This is a genomic window from Paenibacillus sp. DCT19, assembly GCF_003268635.1.
GTDB lineage: Bacteria > Bacillota > Bacilli > Paenibacillales > Paenibacillaceae > Paenibacillus.
This window is the reverse complement of the sequence record NZ_CP029639.1, coordinates 2238457-2255217: the sequence shown is the minus strand read 5'-3', so window position 1 is coordinate 2255217 and position 16761 is coordinate 2238457. Positions and strand designations below refer to the sequence as shown.

Here is a 16761-nt window from a genome sequence, read left to right as displayed (position 1 = left end):
TCTTTTGTTGTTATTTATTTATTACTGGGACAAACGTTGTGCCAGTTCATACGTTTCCACGTCAAAATCTTTTTCGTATTAACAACTTTATCAATATCAGTGAGGACAAGCTCACCTTTGATAATACCACAAGCTTTATCCGTCTCACCTGCAATCAGGCTACGAACGGCGAAGTCACCCAATCGACTTGCCAAGTTACGGTCGAATGGTGTTGGTGTACCTCCACGTTGAATGTGACCCAGCACCGTTACACGTGGTTCATACGTAGGGCAACGCTCCATTAATTCTTTTGCAACATCCTCACCTTTACCTACTCCCTCTGCAACGATGATGATACTGTGGCGTTTGCCATGAGCGAAGTTAGCTTTCATCCGATCTGCTACTTCATCCATGTCAAACGGTACTTCAGGAACGAGAATCGTTTCCGCACCAGAAGCAAGCCCTGCATGCAGAGCGATATCGCCGCAATGACGACCCATAACCTCAACAATAGAAGAACGCTCATGGGAAGACATCGTATCCCGCAATTTGTTAACTGCATCAACAACTACACTTACTGCTGTATCGAAGCCAATAGTGTAATCAGTGAATGAGATGTCGTTGTCAATCGTTCCTGGAAGACCCATTGTGTTGATGCCGAGCTTACTCAGCTTGTTGGCACCATTGTATGATCCGTCTCCACCGATAACAACCAAACCGTCGATGCCACGAGCACGAAGAATATCCGCTCCCTTTTCCTGACCTTCAGCTGTGTAGAACTCTTTACAACGCGCAGATTGTAGAACTGTTCCCCCGCGTTGGATGATATCACCGACACTACGGAGATCCATTGGGAAAATATCGTTGTTCAGAAGGCCTTGGTAACCACGCTGCACACCATATACCTCAAGACCGTGAAATAGTCCGCTGCGAACCACCGCACGAACGGCCGCGTTCATCCCTTGTGAGTCGCCACCGCTCGTTAAAACTGCGATTTTTTTTACTGCTGTCATGATGTTTCTTCCTCCTCTAGTTTCACTTCAGGCTCCCGCAACAAATCGCCTGACTTACATGTGCTTTCGAATCCAGCGACTGAAGATAAAGAAAAACACTCTTGTCATTGGACTATTCTTCATCAAACGCTTGGAAATGGCGCGAACTTCATGTTGTTCGCTTACTTTGGGATCAGACAGGTAAATGGCAAGTAATCCTTCAATGATCATTCGGTGAAAGGAGCTTCCCGGAATGTTCTGCACATCACTGCGCGCCATCTCCACAATAAAAGCAATTCGGTCCAGCATCGTCTCTACATTCTCATAGTAATTACAGAAGTTGAGATCTCCCCCGACACGATCCTCATCCTGGTCGATTAAATAATCGAGCATAATGTGTAATGCGCATACATGCGGAAAATAGGCGGTGTGGATTGAGGCTGCCTGTTCTTCAGTCAGCTGCTCATCGCTCGCAGCCAAAAACAGCATGAATACGCCCAGCGTAGAGCCAGTAGCGGCGGCAAATTCGTTCCAACGAAACTGAGGTGTGCGGTGACGATGCTCCGACCACCATTCGAGCAAAGCCGTTTCTCTCAGTTCCGGTTTGATATGCTTATATACCTGCAGGTCCGTGTATAGGCCTGCCAGATCCTGAATTTGAGGCTTGGCGGACGCATACCCAGGTAGCTGACGAGTCAACTCCTGACATGTAGTCACCAGATTCCGCAAGTACCCACCGTCATCCTGCTCCTCACGAAGAGCATAATAATTGACTGGTGTCGCCTCGGGATCTACCGCATCAAGCATGGATTGATGGAGCAGACGAAAGTCGTTCGGATCCATCGATGTGCTGCGGTCGCACAGATTGTCTAAATAATCACTGATTGTTTGGTAAGCAACAATTAGCGGAATTAAGATATGCCTCTTCGGCATATCGGGCAAAGCATAGACCGTACCGCCTTCGCAGTGGAATTGCTTGTCCCTGATGCTGGCGAGTGCCTGATTGCGCAATTCCTCATTCGGAATCTTCTCAGCCTCTTCACGCCACTCATCTAATTTTTTCCGCGTTTCCGGAATCGTGTACTTGTACACCTTTCTCATCAAATCCAATGAATTTCGTGGATATTGATGACGACTCTGATTTGATTGGCTCAAAATAAATGTGCCTCCACTTGGTTGATACGTATTAGAGCGATTTTTAACCAATCCTATTATAATATGAACCCCTTAATTGTACAAATGATGTAGCGCATAATCAGGGCAAAAAATCGCTTACACTGTCAAGGGTTTGTGATATACTAGCTTTATTTGAATCATCAAAGGAGTCCTTCACATGACGTCAAGTGAACCGCTCTCGTGGAGACGGTTATTTGCTTTTTTTGTGCCACTCGGCATATCTGCCTCTCTAGTCACCATCTCTCACGTTATCATCAATAGCACGCTTGCCCGCTCTGCTCACCCAGAGACGATCATTGCAAGCTATGCCATTGCCGGTAGCCTGCTTACTCTCACCGAACGCCCCTCGACCTTGTTACGGCAAACTTGCTCTGCACTCGTTCGGGACCGACTTTCTTTTCAAGCACTCACCTTTGTAACCAAAATATTTCTCGCCTGTGTCCTTTTGATCGGATTCGCCATTGTCTATTCCCCTATTGGTACAGGTGTTTTCAAATATTTATTTGGCGTTAGTCCTGATTTGTTATCCCATGTTATTGATGTTTATGAAATTTTGATGTACGTCAGTATTTTCTCTGTTATCCGTAACGTTTATCAAGGCATTATCATAACAAATAATCGAACGAAGTGGCTGACCATCGGCATGATCTTTCGATTAGCCGGGATGTACGGTCTGTCTCTCTATTTTATATATACTGATACGATTAATAGCGGACGTGTAGGTGCGATCATTTTTGCTGCAGGTATGATGATTGAGGCGTTGGTCAGCTTCATTGAGGGAAATAACATTAAACGAAATATGCCTGCAAAGCTCGAAGATCATCCCGTCGAAACGAGAAATGATGTATTTCGATTCTACAAACCTTTATTGCTTTCCAGCTTTGTCGCACTCTTCATCGGACCGGTCATTAATATCGTGCTTGGCAAAACAACGGGTATTGCTTTAGCGATCTCTTCCTTTGCTATTGCCAGCAGTTTGATGCAGCTGATGCTGAGCTTTTTTACGTACATTCACCAAATTGTGCTCAATTTCTATGAGATTGACGCGAAACTAGTCAAAAAATTTGCACTCGTCACCGGATTTATCCCTTTTGCCATGACCGTATCGATTGCATACACACCCCTAGGTCCATGGGTGATGGAAAATGTCATGAGTGTTCAGGGTACTCTGTTAGAGCAAAGTCTATGGACCTTGCGCGCCTTTGTGCTCTTTCCTCTGATCTCGCCTTTTCTCGATTACAGCAACGGGCTCATTTTATTACGAGGACAGACCAAAACGATGTTCCGCTCACAAACAGCCAATGCAATCTGCACGATCATCGTTCTGCTTATTCTAGTAAGCATCTTCCCGGCGTGGAATGGCATGATTGGAGCCGTCGCACAATCTCTGGGGTTACTCGCGGAACTAGTTATCGTATGGTTGGTTATTCGGCGTACGACCAAAGAACCTTCGATGTCTACTCGATCTTCTAGGAAGTCGACTTCACTCAAAGGTTAGTGCTGGAAAGTTATTTAGGATTGGAGTTTTCACAACATGAAATTAAGTCACAACGCCCGCCCAGATCAAACCTGGCTGCGGGCACTGATGTTCACTATTTTCGGTTCAACAGTACTGGTAGTTTCTTATTTCCAGCTATTCTTTAGCCACCTTGGTTTTTCTCGCGCAGAGATCGGTTACTTGTACGGGATCGGTCCACTTGTATCCGTATTCTCCAACATGTTCTGGAGTATGGCGAGTGATCGATATAAAACAGTGCGTAAAGTCATGATCATCTTGCTCGCAGGACAGTTTCTTACAGGTATTTTGCTAGCCAACGCAACAACATTTGGGGAAGTATTTATACTTGTGTCCTTATTTTACTTTTTCTATTATCCAATCTATCCGCTTGCAGACACGATGGCGATTACAACCGCTAATAAATATGGTAGAAATTTTACGACCATCCGTGTGTTTGGTTCAATTGGGTATGCCTTCTTCGCTCTTACCATCGGCTACTTTCTCGGTTCGTTCGGAGTAGGTTGGACCATGTGGTTATGTATCGTCTTAGCTGGAACTACACTGCTCATCAGTTTGCGTTTACAGGATCAACCCTCCAGTGGTAGCACGAAGATGGAGCTTTCGGGGTTATGGGCTATTCTAAAACGCCGAGAGGTGCTGAGCTTTTTCGCCTGTGTTTTTTTGCTTGCCATGGGTCATCGAATGAATGAAGCCTTTCTCACCATTACGCTCAAAGAATTGGGCGCTGGCGAAGGCTTAATTGGCTGGTCACTACTGATCTCTTCTGTAAGCGAGATTCCAATCTTCATGTTGCTAAGCAAATACGGTAGTCGGTATAAGGAATTGCCGCTGATTGCCTTTGCTGCTCTAATGTATGCCCTACGTCTATTGCTGATGTCGATCTCTCATACGCCTGAAGCAGTGGTTGCGATTCAATTTATGCACAGTGTGACGTTCGGCATATTCTACGTTACCGCAGTTCGATACATTACCAACCTTGTACCGGATGAATACCGCGCCACAGGCATGGCTCTCTTTACGATCGTATGGTCAAGCTTAGCCGGTTTGCTTAGTGGAACACTAGGCGGACTACTGATTCAACATGCTGGTAGACAAACCTTTTATTTAACCGCGATGGCTTTCTCTCTAGCTGCGTTGCTTGGATTCGGCCTAAAGTTATTATTCAGCGGCACACGTCGAACAGGTTGATGAAATGGAATTCATCCAACTTCTCGGCTAACTGAATTAAATACGTCAAACTACACATAATGATAAATAATCATCAAAAAAAGCACAGCCTCCTAAATGGGGACTGTGCTTGTGTTCGTATATTCAGCTATAAGTCATTTATAAGAAGTCCGTTGACCGGAAAGATTCTTACAATTTAGTTACGTTAGCTGCTTGAGGACCACGGTTTCCATCAGTGATTTCGAATTCTACCGCTTGACCTTCTTCCAATGTTTTAAAGCCGTCGCCTTGGATTGCGGAGAAATGTACGAATACGTCCTCGCCGCCTTCAACTGAAATAAAGCCATAGCCTTTTTCTGCATTAAACCATTTAACTGTACCTTTCAAATGAACAACCTCCTAAAAATATCGCCATCTATGGCGAATACCCTTATTATACTGTAAGCCCCTCCATTTTGCAATTTTTCTTTTTTATAAATCCCGAAAAAATTTGCTTTGAATCGAAGGGTACGGTATCATTTTACCAAAACCGTTAGTTTGGAGACTACCTATGATAAAAAAACATGAAATATACAAAACAGACAAATGGAATATGATGACTGTGGAAGTACAAGGCAAGTATCTCGTGCTTCGTGAAATCTCTGAAGAATGGGGCGAGGAATGTCATACGTTCTTAAGCCGTCCAGCCTTAATGCATTGGGCTGAACGCCGTTTCCCAAAAGCCGATTTCGAGAACCGTGAGGATGAATGGCGCCAGCTTATGGCTGCCTTCAAAGAGGTCTAGATTGATGCAGCTCGATTCAAGTAATGTCGTCATATTTATTATTCTCGCCTTTTCCCTAGGAATTGTGCTGATTCTGGGACGTAATTCCATCCCGGATCGACTGAGAAGAGGCATGGCCCTGATCGCCACTCTCATGATTTGCTTTGCTTTCTTCCTAATTGTATATTTCCTCTACAATATGGGGGCTTAGCTTTTCAAATATTTCAACGTGTACCAGGTCATACTATACGAAATATTGGTATGACTGAGGAGGAAATACGTTGAACTACCGCAGATCATTCGCTATTTTGCTGGTACTTAGCTTAATTCCTTCGTCTCTGCCCATTTCAGCGGTCGAGGCGAAGACTGTTTCATCCATAGATTCATCATTACCATTAAGGAGGATTCCCATGAGTCAATTATTGAAACGTTCCGAGGTACCAACTGAACATACTTGGAAACTGGAAGATTTGTTTGCCGATCAGAAAGCTTGGGATCAAGAGTATGAAGAAGTCTCTTCTTTGACGAAGAAAGCCTCCGAATTTCAAGGCAAACTGGATAAACCCGAAGCATTAAACGCATGTTTCGAGCTGGAAGATGAGGTATCTCTCAAAATAGAGCGCCTTTTTGTGTACGCACGCATGCACCAAGATGAAGACACAGCTAATCCTACATATCAAAACCTTTCCCAAAAAGCGCAAAAGCTGAGTGTTCAAGTTGGGGAAGCCCTCTCGTTTGTAACACCTGAGATTTTGGCACTTCCAGACGACCAACTGGATGCATTAATTGCTGATGAGCAGCTTAAAGCTTACAAGTTCACTTTAGAAGAAATGAAACGGGAAAAAGCGCATGTTCTGAGCAAAACAGAGGAAGCTTTACTGGCTCAAGTGGGTAACCTCTCTCAAGCTCCGCAAACGATTTTTAGCATGTTGAACAATGCCGATCTCAAATTCCCAAAAATTAAGGATGAGCAAGGAAATGAAGTTGAACTGACACATGGCAGTTACATTCAATTCCTAGAAAATCCGAACCGTGAAGTTCGCGAACGCGCTTTTAAGGCGGTATATGAAACATATGGCAAACAAAAAAATACGATTGCTGCTGCCCTGAATGCCAATGTAACCAAAAATATGTTTTATTCAGACGTACGCAAGTATCCTTCTGTTCTGGAAATGTCCCTCTACGGCGACAACATTCCGAAGGATGTATACACAAACCTCGTGGATACCATTCACGAAAGCCTTCCTTTGCTGCACCGTTACATGGATCTGCGCAAGAAATTGCTTGGTGTTGATCAATTGCATATGTATGATCTGTTCGCTCCACTCGTAGATGAGTACAAGATGGATATCACCTATGATGAAGCCAAACAAATCGTCAAAGATGGCTTGAAGCCACTGGGGCAGGATTATGCTGATACACTTCAGGCAGGTTATGATAATCGCTGGATCGATGTATATGAGAATGAAAATAAACGCTCAGGCGCTTATGCATGGGGAGCTTACGGCACACACCCTTATGTCCTGCTCAATCACAAGGATAATCTGAACAGCATGTTTACACTTGCTCATGAAATGGGTCATGCACTGCATTCTCATTATTCAGATACAACGCTTCCGTATCGTGATGCGCAATACACCATCTTCCTTGCTGAAGTTGCATCCACCACGAACGAAGCATTGTTGATGGATTATCTATTGAATAAATCAACCGATCCAAAAGAGAAGTTGTATCTGCTAACTTATTATGCAGATCAATTCCGCACTACTGTATTCCGTCAAACGATGTTTGCCGAATTCGAGAAGATCATTCATGAACGTGCGGAGCAAGGTGACGCGCTTACTCCACAACTGCTATCCGAGATTTATTATGATCTGAACGTACAATATCATGGTAAAGACATGGCGGTAGACAAAGAAATTGAAATGGAATGGGCACGTATTCCCCACTTCTACAACAGCTTCTACGTGTACAAATATGCTACAGGCTTCTCCGCTGCAACAAGCTTCTCGAAGCAAATTCTGGAAGAGGGTCAGCCTGCAGTAGATCGCTATCTCGGTTTCCTGAAGAGCGGCGGTAGTGATTACTCCATCAACATCTTGAAAAAAGCTGGTGTGGATATGTCCTCACCGCAGCCGATCCGTGAAGCTATGAGCGTCTTCAAAGAACTGATCGAGCAGATGGAGGAATTAACCAAATAAGGTTGTTGTTCCATCCTTACGACCTGCATCCCTTGCCCATTCGGGCAGGGGATTTTATAATCATTGCAGGATACAACCTCAGGCTAATGGGGTAATGTATCTTAGTCCTGAATTGTTCAACAAGGAGGCACCACCATGAAAATGCAATGGGCGCTTATTGCAGGTCTTGTTTTTGCACTCTTAACCGGAATATTTGCTGTCATTAATGTGAATTCGGTGGAGGTTAACCTGCTCTTTAACACGTTCCAAATCCCGCTAATTCTACTGATTCTCGGTTGTACACTGATCGGTGGAATTATTGTAGGGTCATACGGCATCTATCGCCAATATCGACTGCAACGTGAAAACAAACAGTTGAAGCTACGCGTAGCTGAATTAGAGAATGCCGCACCCACATCAAGCACTGACACGTTCGATTCCTACGCTTCAATGGATACATTTGAAACAACTGAACCGGAAAGTTCTGTTGCTAATGACTCTATCGAAAGCCAGCGTAAAGGAAATCCTACAGGTACGTTGTAAAAAACAGGCAGCCTGCTGGCCTAAGGAATGGGTGAGCTCCAACATTCCTGCCAGACAGGCTGTATTTGTTCCACAACAATAATTTTTAAGGAGGAAGTTATACCATGTCTTTTACGATTAATGAATCCTATGTCTTAACTTTGCTTAAAAAAATGCTAGATACACCGAGTCCAAGTGGATACACACACCACATCATCGAGATGATTCGTGAGGAAGCAGACAAATTATCCATTCCTTTTGAATTAAACAATAAAGGCGGAGCGATCCTTACGCTGGCTGGACAAGATTCATCCAAAACGATTGGACTTAGCGCACACGTTGACACCCTAGGTGCAATGGTACGCTCAATTACTTCCTACGGCACTTTGAAACTAACATCTGTTGGCGGATTCTCCATGCAGAGTATTGAAAATGAATACTGCACGATTCATACTCGGGATGGTAGAAGCTACACAGGCACGATTCTCTCTCTTCATCCCTCTGTACACGTCTATCCCGATGCACGTACCTTCGAACGCAAAGAAAGTAACATGGAAGTTCGAATTGACGAAGTCGTTAATTCCAAGGAGGATGTATTAGGACTAGGTATCTGTGTCGGAGACTTCATTTCCTTCGATGCCAGAGCTGTCATTACACCAAGTGGTTATATCAAATCAAGACATCTTGATGATAAAGCCAGCGTAGCTGCCTTATTTGGCATACTGGAGTCTGCTCACCGCGAGGGCTGGAAGCCTCTACATAACGTGTCATTGTTAATCTCCAACTACGAAGAAGTGGGGCACGGAGCATCCTATATCCCTGCCGAGATTAGCGAAATGATCGCTGTAGATATGGGAGCTATGGGTGATGATCTCAGCTGCAAAGAAACCGATGTATCGATCTGTGCCAAGGATTCTTCGGGTCCATACGACTATGAGATGACAAGCCGCTTAATCGAGCTAGCAAAAGTGAGCAACATGGATTATGTCATCGACATTTATCCACAATATGGATCAGACGGTTCCGCTGCGTTACGTGCCGGCAACAACATTCGAGCTGCACTCATTGGCCCAGGGGTTCACGCCTCTCACTCCATGGAGCGTACGCATAAAGACGCAGTGTTAAACACCGCGCGATTGCTCACGGCATATATAACAACCAAATAAGCTAAACGTCATACAATAGGCAATTTCATAATGTAAAAAGAAGCACTTACCATCTTCTGTCCGTCTTATCAAGTTGAATAATCAGTAACCGGCATTTAACGTAAATAGGGTACGTCTTGCACCATAACTTCATGGATAGCAGGGCGTACCCTATTTTAGATTTTTTTATAGGATATAGAAGCATGAAGCTAATCGGCAAGCTCAATATGTTGATGATAACGACGCTCCAAGCTCTCCTTGCTTGCCTGATGTGCACGTATTTCATTTTTTAGAACATGCATAGTACGGCGGATCGTACTTTGTCCCTCCTGCACCTGAGATTCAGCTTTACGAATTTTGTCCTGAACCATCCAATCCACGAAGAGGTTATCGAAGAAATAATCAGCGAACGATAACAAACCTCCGAGTTCTAAGTCGGCTTTGACCGCCATTTTGACATCATCCAGCTCCTTCTGAAAACGTTTCAGATGTCTTCCAGCTTCATTGATGGCAGATTGTGCATCATCCATTCGGCTACGCTTGATATGAGTGGAGATCATACCACCACCCATCATATCATACGCTCCCCAGTTCCCTGCCGACTTTAGAGCCTCTGCAGCACGATCCAAGGCGAGCATTAGACGTTTACCTTCTCGCTCCGCCTCATGTAGCTCCTTCAACTCCCCGATGACATGTTCGCGATCCTCTGCCATCTGTTGTAGTTCATGATCTCTGGCTAGTAAATGGTGTTCCTTCTTGCCCCATAGCTGCTTGTAATCACTTTCCCAGAACTGAAGTTCACGTTGTCCATCCAGCTCACGCTGTACCTGTAAACGCTGTTCTTGCACATCCTGTAACATGCGGCATGCCGTGTCATACTCAGCTTTGCTCTCCATAAGCTCCAGCTCTTCCTTCTCTAACCGTTCCTGTTTCTTACCAATAAAGTTATAGAAAAATGCCGACAATGTCATGCTATTTAAACGATCTACATCGCTTTGTTCCTTTTTCAAATGCTCCAAGCGTCGCTCTACTTTGGCTTTCCACTCGTTCTCTTCCTCGTTTAGTTTCGCAAGCCTGCTCTTCCACTTCTCGTAAATTCTCCCCTTTTCCTTCAGAATCGCCAATTGCTCATTCAATTCTTTATAATTCATGTGGTACCGGCTCCCTCCTATGGAATTCTTTACTTATTACAACGTAATGAAAGGAGAAACGTTTCATAATAATGCAATTCACATTTTCGGAGAGATCAAATAAGTTCATCCAAAAATGCGGACAATGATCACCTCCGACTATAACGATGGATGAGTACTTAAACGGTGTGACAGCCAATTATTCAGCCAATCACTTGTCATGATTTCGTTATTTAGACAGCAAGGAATACGAAACATAGCGTCGAATAAAAAAATAATATGTTAGTTTCTTCCTGTTTGTTTCTTGAAATAGAGACGATCTTGGTCAGCTCTTGGTGAGGTATCGTTTGCTTGTGAAGCAACTGAATTTCTTCCCACTTTATTCTGGAGGTAATTTTAATGAATATTGAGCAAAGAAGGACTTGGAACGAAAACCATAAGCAATTAACCGAAATCATTTTAAATGCAAATGAACATGTTCCAACGATTAAGCTTTTTCTCGATCACCATGCCTTGTTATACTCATCGAAAATGAGTAAGGATCGTATCCATACCTTAGAGGACATTGTTCTAGAACATATGCATGAAAGTAACTTAAGGAAGTATCCCGTACGCGCTCGAGATACAAAAAATTCAATCGTATGGCATCTCTGGCATATCGCAAGAGTTGAGGACATAACAATGAATATTTTAGTTGCTGACAGTCAACAGGTACTTCATTCTGATCAATGGCTACAAAAAATGAACATCCGTTTTTCCCATAGCGGAAACAGTATGAGTGATGATGATATTGCAGAATTAAGTTCACTGATCAATATAGAATCATTGTTAGAATATAGGATCGCCGTAGGAAAACAAACCCGACAAATCGTTTCGTCACTGCAGCCAGGCGAGTTTAGAAATAAAGTACAAGATAGTAGGATTAAAAAGTTGTTTGATGAAAAGGCTATTCTTCAAGAAGCAAGTGATATTGCTGAATATTGGAGCAAGAAAACAATCGCCGGACTTGTACTAATGCCAGCGACAAGACATAATTTTTTACATTTGAATAAATGCGTTCGCATTAAAGATCAGCTGAAAAAGGAAATGAAACAATTAAACCGACTTAAATAACCTAGCCTGAATAGAAAAAGCCCTTTTTCACAGGCAACATCATGTTGCGTTTGAAAAAAGGCTACAGTTTCAGGGTTTAATTCAACTTTTGTTTGAACTTTCAAGCTATGAGCTTGCACTTACCATTCTAGTTAAGAAGCAAAGCAATCTTACGATTTGTTTTGCTCAATTTGCTCTGCCAATTCATTCAAGTACGTCCAACGTTCCATCAGTTCTTCTAAATGACGCTCAGCCTCTGCCTGTTCCGCCATTAACTCCTGCAGACGGGCGGAGTCACTGAAGGCTGCCTCCATCTCGGTATTAATTCGAGCCAGATTAGCTTCAGCCTTCTCAATATTCTCATCAATTTGATCATATTCACGTTGTTCCTTGAAGCTGAATTTCAGCTTAGGCTTCGCTGTAGAAGTAGCCGACTTACGCTCATCCGTTGAAGATTTGGAATCAACATTCTCCGCCCCACTTTTTGTCTGAGAGGATGCAGCCGTATTAGATGTCACGTTTTTTAACATCCATTCTGCATACTCACTATAGTCGCCCACATGAACCCTTACAGCACCTTCACCTTCAAAGGAGAGAACCTTATCTACCGTACGATCCAAGAAGTATCGATCATGGGATACGACGAAGACAACGCCAGGGAAATCATCCAGATAATCTTCTAGTACAGCCAATGTCTGAATATCCAAGTCATTCGTTGGCTCATCGAGCAATAAAACGTTAGGTGCAGCCATTAATACACGAAGCAAATATAGTCTACGCTTCTCCCCACCCGACAACCGAGAGATTGGCGTCCATTGAGCTGTTGGCGTAAATAGGAAACGTTCTAACATCTGCGAAGCGGTAATTAGCGAGCCATCAGCCGTTTTCACGTTCTCGGCAACTTCCTTGATGTACTCAATAACCCGCAATGTTTCATCCATCTCCTGATGTTCCTGTGTGAAGTAACCGAGATTAACGGTTGGCCCCAAAGAAACCTCACCTGCGTCCGGTTCCAGCTTACCGGAAATCATCTGTAACAGCGTCGATTTACCACTACCATTTGGACCAACAATCCCCACTCGATCTCCTGGTACAGCGATGTAACTCAGATCTTCGATCAGTTTACGTCCACCTACTGATTTGGATAAATGCTCAATCTCCAGAATCTTCTTCCCTAGACGGGTCGAGCCAACCGAAACGTCCATCGAACCGGAGCGGTTCAGCCCTTGTTGATCCTTCAATTGCTCATAGCGATCAATTCTCGCTTTTTGTTTGGTCGTACGAGCTTTTGCACCGCGTCGAATCCAAGCAAGCTCTGTACGCAGCAGATTTTGCCGCTTCTGCTCTGATGCAGACTCACGTTCTTCTCGCTCCGCTTTTAATTCTAGGAAACGCGTATAGTTCGCTTCGTACCGGAATAATCGTCCATGGTCTAGCTCAAGCATCACATTAGCAACACGATCGAGGAAGTACCTATCATGCGTAATCATCAAGAGAGCTCCACGCCGTTTTTGCAAATATTGCTCCAGCCACACAACAGAGTCATTATCAATATGGTTGGTCGGCTCATCCAGAATAAGCAGCTCACACGGATGAATTAACGCAGAAGCTAGAGCTACCCTTTTACGCTGTCCTCCAGATAATGTGCCCATACGTGCGTCGAATTGTCGAATGCCCAGCTTGGATAGAATGCTTTTGGCTTCGCTCTCCATCTGCCAAGTCTGGAGGTGTTCCATCTGTTGATTCAAACGCATCAGTCGCTCTTGCAAAGCTGGGTCAGAAGAATTAAGTTCCAGTAATTCCATCGTCTCGGTATATTCACGCACTGTCTTCATCTCAGGGCTATCGCCTTCAAATACTTGTTGCAGTACGGTATTGTCTGGATTAAATTGAGGATTTTGCGCGAGAAATTGAATGCGTACATCATTCCCGATGGCAATCTGTCCACCATCCGCAGGTTCAATACCTGCTATTACACGTAGAAACGTTGACTTTCCTGTTCCATTTACCCCAACGACACCAATTTTATCTTGATCCCCCATACCAAATGAGGCATCCTTGAACAATATTTTTTCGCCATAGCTTTTGGAAATTTGCTCTACAGTCATTATGTTCATCGTTTGTACCTACTTCTCTGTAAATTGATATTCTATATATCTTGTTACTACGTTCTATACTTGAATAAACGAACGGCAGCCATCCAAGAACAGTGCAGCCGCAAAGGAAATGCGTTTGTTCAGATCATCCTCGTTAAACTCAGGATTAAGCATAATGTCCATTTTCAGCCGATCCAGAATTCCTATATAAGCCTCAGCTAAGAGCACAGGCTCAGGTACATTGGCGCTTTTCAGCACCTCACATACCATACTCATATATTCATTCATGAACCCCTTCATAAACTTCATCAGATCAGGGTCATTATTAGGTGCCATAAAAAATAGTTTCGTATGATTACGCCGCTCATAATAATAAGTTAAGTGCGTTTTCGCGATAGCACCAAGCTTGTCACCCGTATTATCATTGGATTTCAAAGCATAATCAAGACGGCTAATAAAGCTATTACAGTCCCGCTTCGATACAGCAATAAATAATTGTTCCTTGCTTTTGAAATATAAGTAAATCGTGCCCTTTGCAATGCCGGCCTCATCTGCAATATCGGACATCTTGGTCTCATAAAATCCTTTTGAACCAAAGATACCATAAGCCGCATCCAAAATAGCCTCTGATTTGTCTCCTTGAACAGTACTCAACAGTACTCCCTCCCTACAACGCCAAAATAATCCCTAATACAATAGCCAAACATCCGCCAATAAGCGAGCTTAGCACGTTTACCAGATCGTTACTCATCCATGACCATCCACGTGAATGCACTGTAGAATGACCGCAATGTTCAGCAACCTCCACCTCGCGTCCACACACTGTACAACGGTACATATGCTGGAGCGTCGCTCCTAGATAAGAATCTGCAAATGCGCCTCCAAGACCACCGACTAGTCCAACACTCATCCAACCGAACAAGCCTAGTCCTTCCAGTCCTGCAATCCAAGAAAAGAAAAACGCACCTAATCCAATTAAGGCTCCACCCACAGCAGCAGCCATAGTTCCTAGCCAGGATACACCTCCCGAAGTACCGGGTGTAAGTACCTTCCATGTCACTACTGAGCGTGGTGGTCTACGACTCAAACTTCCCCACTCCGTCGCCCATGTATCCGATGTAACGGTAGCCATTACACCGATAAATGCATACATCCAGAATGGATGTGGAGCAATCCAGTTTGCTAGACATAGCACCATGCCTATCCCACCGTTAGCCAGCACTTGACCAGCGTCCCGGTTTCCTGTTTTGGCATAGGACTTCTCCAGCTCCTGCTTGCGATCCTTATGATATTTGGAGAGTAGCGTTGAGGTGATGAAAAATAATAGCAGCGTTCCAAACCAGAACAGGTTACCTGCCCCATAATAAATCGTTCCCATCAACACAGCCGCAAGACTGCCAGATTGGGTGAGTGATTTTTTTCGGTAGGCTGCTCCAGCTACGATTAAAGCGCACACCGCGCCAATGATCCAGTTCATACATTCTCCTGCACATGGTAGCTCACAGCGCCCACATGACGTCATTTATATTTTTGAAATCTAATTATACCACGGTTTGATCCTAATGCCGAAATACGAACTCATCAGCTAATTACGTGATGAAGCTTCGGTCACGAGATGGAATTCATTACCACACAGGTTTTATTTCTATTTAAGTTTGAGTTCAGGTTCTTCAATTACACTATATCTAGAGCAAGTACATACCAAATGAACTATAATTCCAAATTGAAATGAGGATGACCTTTATGAATATGAAACGTGTAATCATTGTTGGTACGATGATTGTAACGATGTCTTTTGCCGGAACAGCTTGGAGTAAGTCCGCCATTACACCGATTCCCCTTGCCAAATGGTCTATTATCAGTATGAATGCAACGGATCAGAGTGAACAGAATGAGGATGCATTGCTTCATGCTCTTAATCAAACTACGGACGCCGAATTCGTTCGAGATTTGTATGCCGGTAAATCGCTACGAATGATCGCTGAGGAAAACGATGGTGATATCGATGCGGTCATCGCTCTACAAGTTACCCAGCTTAGCAAACAGTTGGATGAGCGACTTGCGAATGGAAGTATCAGTTTGGAACAGTATACTGCACAACAATCAGAACTCATATCATTGGTAACTGAGAGCGCTAATACCTCATACCTATCCATATAAGTGCAGCAAACATTTAGCGGGCTCGAACAGCACTCCCAATCTCATTGGCATATAAAAAAGGAGCGTTTGCACGCCCCTCTTGTTATTCATGTTACTCTCAATCAAATGCTCTATGTTTAATTAGCTGCTACAATCGTACACTTACCAACCGACTCGCCATTCCAAGTGAGTTCAAGTACATCGCCAGCTACAGTTGATCCGACACCCTCAGGTGTACCGGTGAAAATGACATCACCTTCTCCAAGACCGTAGTGTTGTCCCACGTAGTCCACAATCGTCTGGAGATCGAAAATCATATTACGAATATTACCGCGCTGAACCTCTTCACCATTTTTACTCAGCGTAAAATCAGCCTTTTGTAATGAATCTACATCTGTGAAGGTTTGAAACTCTGTGATCGGCGCTGAATTTTTGAAACCTTTGGCCGCAGTCCATGGGTGACCCTTCTTCTTAATCACCGACTGTACATCACGTAATGTAAAATCGATACCGAAAGCATACGCATCAACCAGATCCAGAATAGAGCTTCCTGGCTGGTAGTTCTGTCCGATCCGAATTACTAATTCGGCTTCATAGTGTACTTCACCTTTGGTAGAAGGCAATGCAATTGCTTCTCCATTAAGCGGCACAACCGCATGAGAAGGTTTCATAAAAATCATCGGCTCATCTGGTACCGCGTTACCCAATTCTTCAGCATGCAGTTTATAATTGCGTCCTACACAGTATACGTTACGAATATTTGTCAGCATCTTTAGATAACCACCTTTACCAGATTCATTAGCACAGATTAAGAATGTATTTTACTATTTCATATAAATACATATTATAATTCACTTCGAA

At 43.7% G+C, this 16761-nt stretch carries 16 protein-coding genes and 1 pseudogene; 9 read left to right on the top strand and 8 right to left on the bottom strand.

The features are described 5' to 3' along the window. Nucleotides 1–21 precede the first annotated feature (21 nt). Both pfkA and DMB88_RS10165 read right to left on the bottom strand, forming a co-directional pair. Nucleotides 22–992: pseudogene (gene pfkA, locus DMB88_RS10170) on the bottom strand (6-phosphofructokinase). Nucleotides 993–1046: 54 nt separating this feature from the next. Continuing rightward, nucleotides 1047–2126 carry a tetraprenyl-beta-curcumene synthase family protein gene (locus tag DMB88_RS10165; RefSeq protein WP_174715278.1) on the bottom strand — a complete coding sequence of 360 codons (1080 nt, stop codon included), beginning with the start codon at nt 2124–2126 and terminating at the stop codon, nt 1047–1049. Between the two features lie 178 nt (nt 2127–2304). On the opposite strand from DMB88_RS10165, the gene DMB88_RS10160 reads away from it, so the two are divergent. Both DMB88_RS10160 and DMB88_RS10155 read left to right on the top strand, forming a co-directional pair. Continuing rightward, nucleotides 2305–3645 carry a polysaccharide biosynthesis protein gene (locus DMB88_RS10160; protein WP_128101256.1) on the top strand — a complete coding sequence of 447 codons (1341 nt, stop codon included), beginning with the start codon at nt 2305–2307 and terminating at the stop codon, nt 3643–3645. A 36-nt stretch (nt 3646–3681) separates the two neighbouring features. Next, on the top strand, nt 3682–4854 hold the full coding sequence (locus DMB88_RS10155) for an MFS transporter (protein WP_128101255.1): 1173 nt from the start codon (nt 3682–3684) through the stop codon (nt 4852–4854). A gap of 168 nt (nt 4855–5022) precedes the next feature. Here DMB88_RS10155 and DMB88_RS10150 read toward each other — a convergent pair whose 3' ends face one another. Then, nucleotides 5023–5220: a cold shock domain-containing protein gene (locus tag DMB88_RS10150; protein WP_056700251.1), complete on the bottom strand. Its 198-nt coding sequence runs from the start codon at nt 5218–5220 to the stop codon at nt 5023–5025. A 163-nt stretch (nt 5221–5383) separates the two neighbouring features. On the opposite strand from DMB88_RS10150, the gene DMB88_RS10145 reads away from it, so the two are divergent. The 5 genes from DMB88_RS10145 to DMB88_RS10125 all read left to right on the top strand — a co-directional run bounded on the left by DMB88_RS10145 (nt 5384) and on the right by DMB88_RS10125 (nt 9464). Then, complete coding sequence (locus DMB88_RS10145; RefSeq protein ID WP_056700248.1) at nt 5384–5617, top strand: hypothetical protein; 234 nt, start codon at nt 5384–5386, stop codon at nt 5615–5617. Between the two features lie 4 nt (nt 5618–5621). Next, a complete protein-coding gene (locus DMB88_RS30985) occupies nt 5622–5807 on the top strand; it encodes a hypothetical protein (protein WP_056700245.1) in 186 nt (61 codons plus the stop codon). A 199-nt stretch (nt 5808–6006) separates the two neighbouring features. Continuing rightward, complete coding sequence (pepF, locus tag DMB88_RS10135) at nt 6007–7797, top strand: oligoendopeptidase F (protein WP_128101254.1); 1791 nt, start codon at nt 6007–6009, stop codon at nt 7795–7797. Nucleotides 7798–7932: 135 nt separating this feature from the next. Further along, nucleotides 7933–8319 (top strand): LapA family protein, encoded by a 387-nt coding sequence (locus tag DMB88_RS10130; RefSeq protein ID WP_128101253.1) that lies wholly within the window; start codon nt 7933–7935, stop codon nt 8317–8319. A gap of 104 nt (nt 8320–8423) precedes the next feature. Further along, complete coding sequence (locus DMB88_RS10125; RefSeq protein WP_128101252.1) at nt 8424–9464, top strand: M42 family metallopeptidase; 1041 nt, start codon at nt 8424–8426, stop codon at nt 9462–9464. Between the two features lie 188 nt (nt 9465–9652). On the opposite strand, the gene DMB88_RS10120 is transcribed toward DMB88_RS10125, so the two are convergent. Further along, on the bottom strand, nt 9653–10594 hold the full coding sequence (locus DMB88_RS10120; RefSeq protein WP_128101251.1) for a hypothetical protein: 942 nt from the start codon (nt 10592–10594) through the stop codon (nt 9653–9655). 378 nt (nt 10595–10972) lie between these two features. Here DMB88_RS10120 and DMB88_RS10115 point away from each other — a divergent pair, with 378 nt between their 5' ends. After that, nucleotides 10973–11686, top strand: coding sequence for a DinB family protein (locus tag DMB88_RS10115; RefSeq protein ID WP_128101250.1), 714 nt, complete (start codon nt 10973–10975; stop codon nt 11684–11686). Nucleotides 11687–11835: 149 nt separating this feature from the next. Here the strand turns inward: DMB88_RS10115 and DMB88_RS10110 are convergent, their stop codons facing one another. The 3 genes from DMB88_RS10110 to DMB88_RS10100 are packed head-to-tail and all read right to left on the bottom strand — an operon-like array spanning nt 11836 to nt 15238. Beyond that, nucleotides 11836–13782: an ABC-F family ATP-binding cassette domain-containing protein gene (locus DMB88_RS10110; protein ID WP_128101249.1), complete on the bottom strand. Its 1947-nt coding sequence runs from the start codon at nt 13780–13782 to the stop codon at nt 11836–11838. Nucleotides 13783–13836: 54 nt separating this feature from the next. Next, entirely contained in the window at nt 13837–14415 is a 579-nt protein-coding gene (locus DMB88_RS10105; protein ID WP_128101248.1) for a TetR/AcrR family transcriptional regulator, read from the bottom strand. A gap of 13 nt (nt 14416–14428) precedes the next feature. Continuing rightward, nucleotides 14429–15238: a DUF92 domain-containing protein gene (locus DMB88_RS10100; RefSeq protein ID WP_128101247.1), complete on the bottom strand. Its 810-nt coding sequence runs from the start codon at nt 15236–15238 to the stop codon at nt 14429–14431. 266 nt (nt 15239–15504) lie between these two features. On the opposite strand from DMB88_RS10100, the gene DMB88_RS10095 reads away from it, so the two are divergent. Next, complete coding sequence (locus tag DMB88_RS10095; RefSeq protein WP_128101246.1) at nt 15505–15921, top strand: hypothetical protein; 417 nt, start codon at nt 15505–15507, stop codon at nt 15919–15921. A gap of 116 nt (nt 15922–16037) precedes the next feature. Here the strand turns inward: DMB88_RS10095 and DMB88_RS10090 are convergent, their stop codons facing one another. Then, nucleotides 16038–16670 (bottom strand): fumarylacetoacetate hydrolase family protein, encoded by a 633-nt coding sequence (locus DMB88_RS10090; protein WP_128101245.1) that lies wholly within the window; start codon nt 16668–16670, stop codon nt 16038–16040. Nucleotides 16671–16761: the final 91 nt, after the last annotated feature.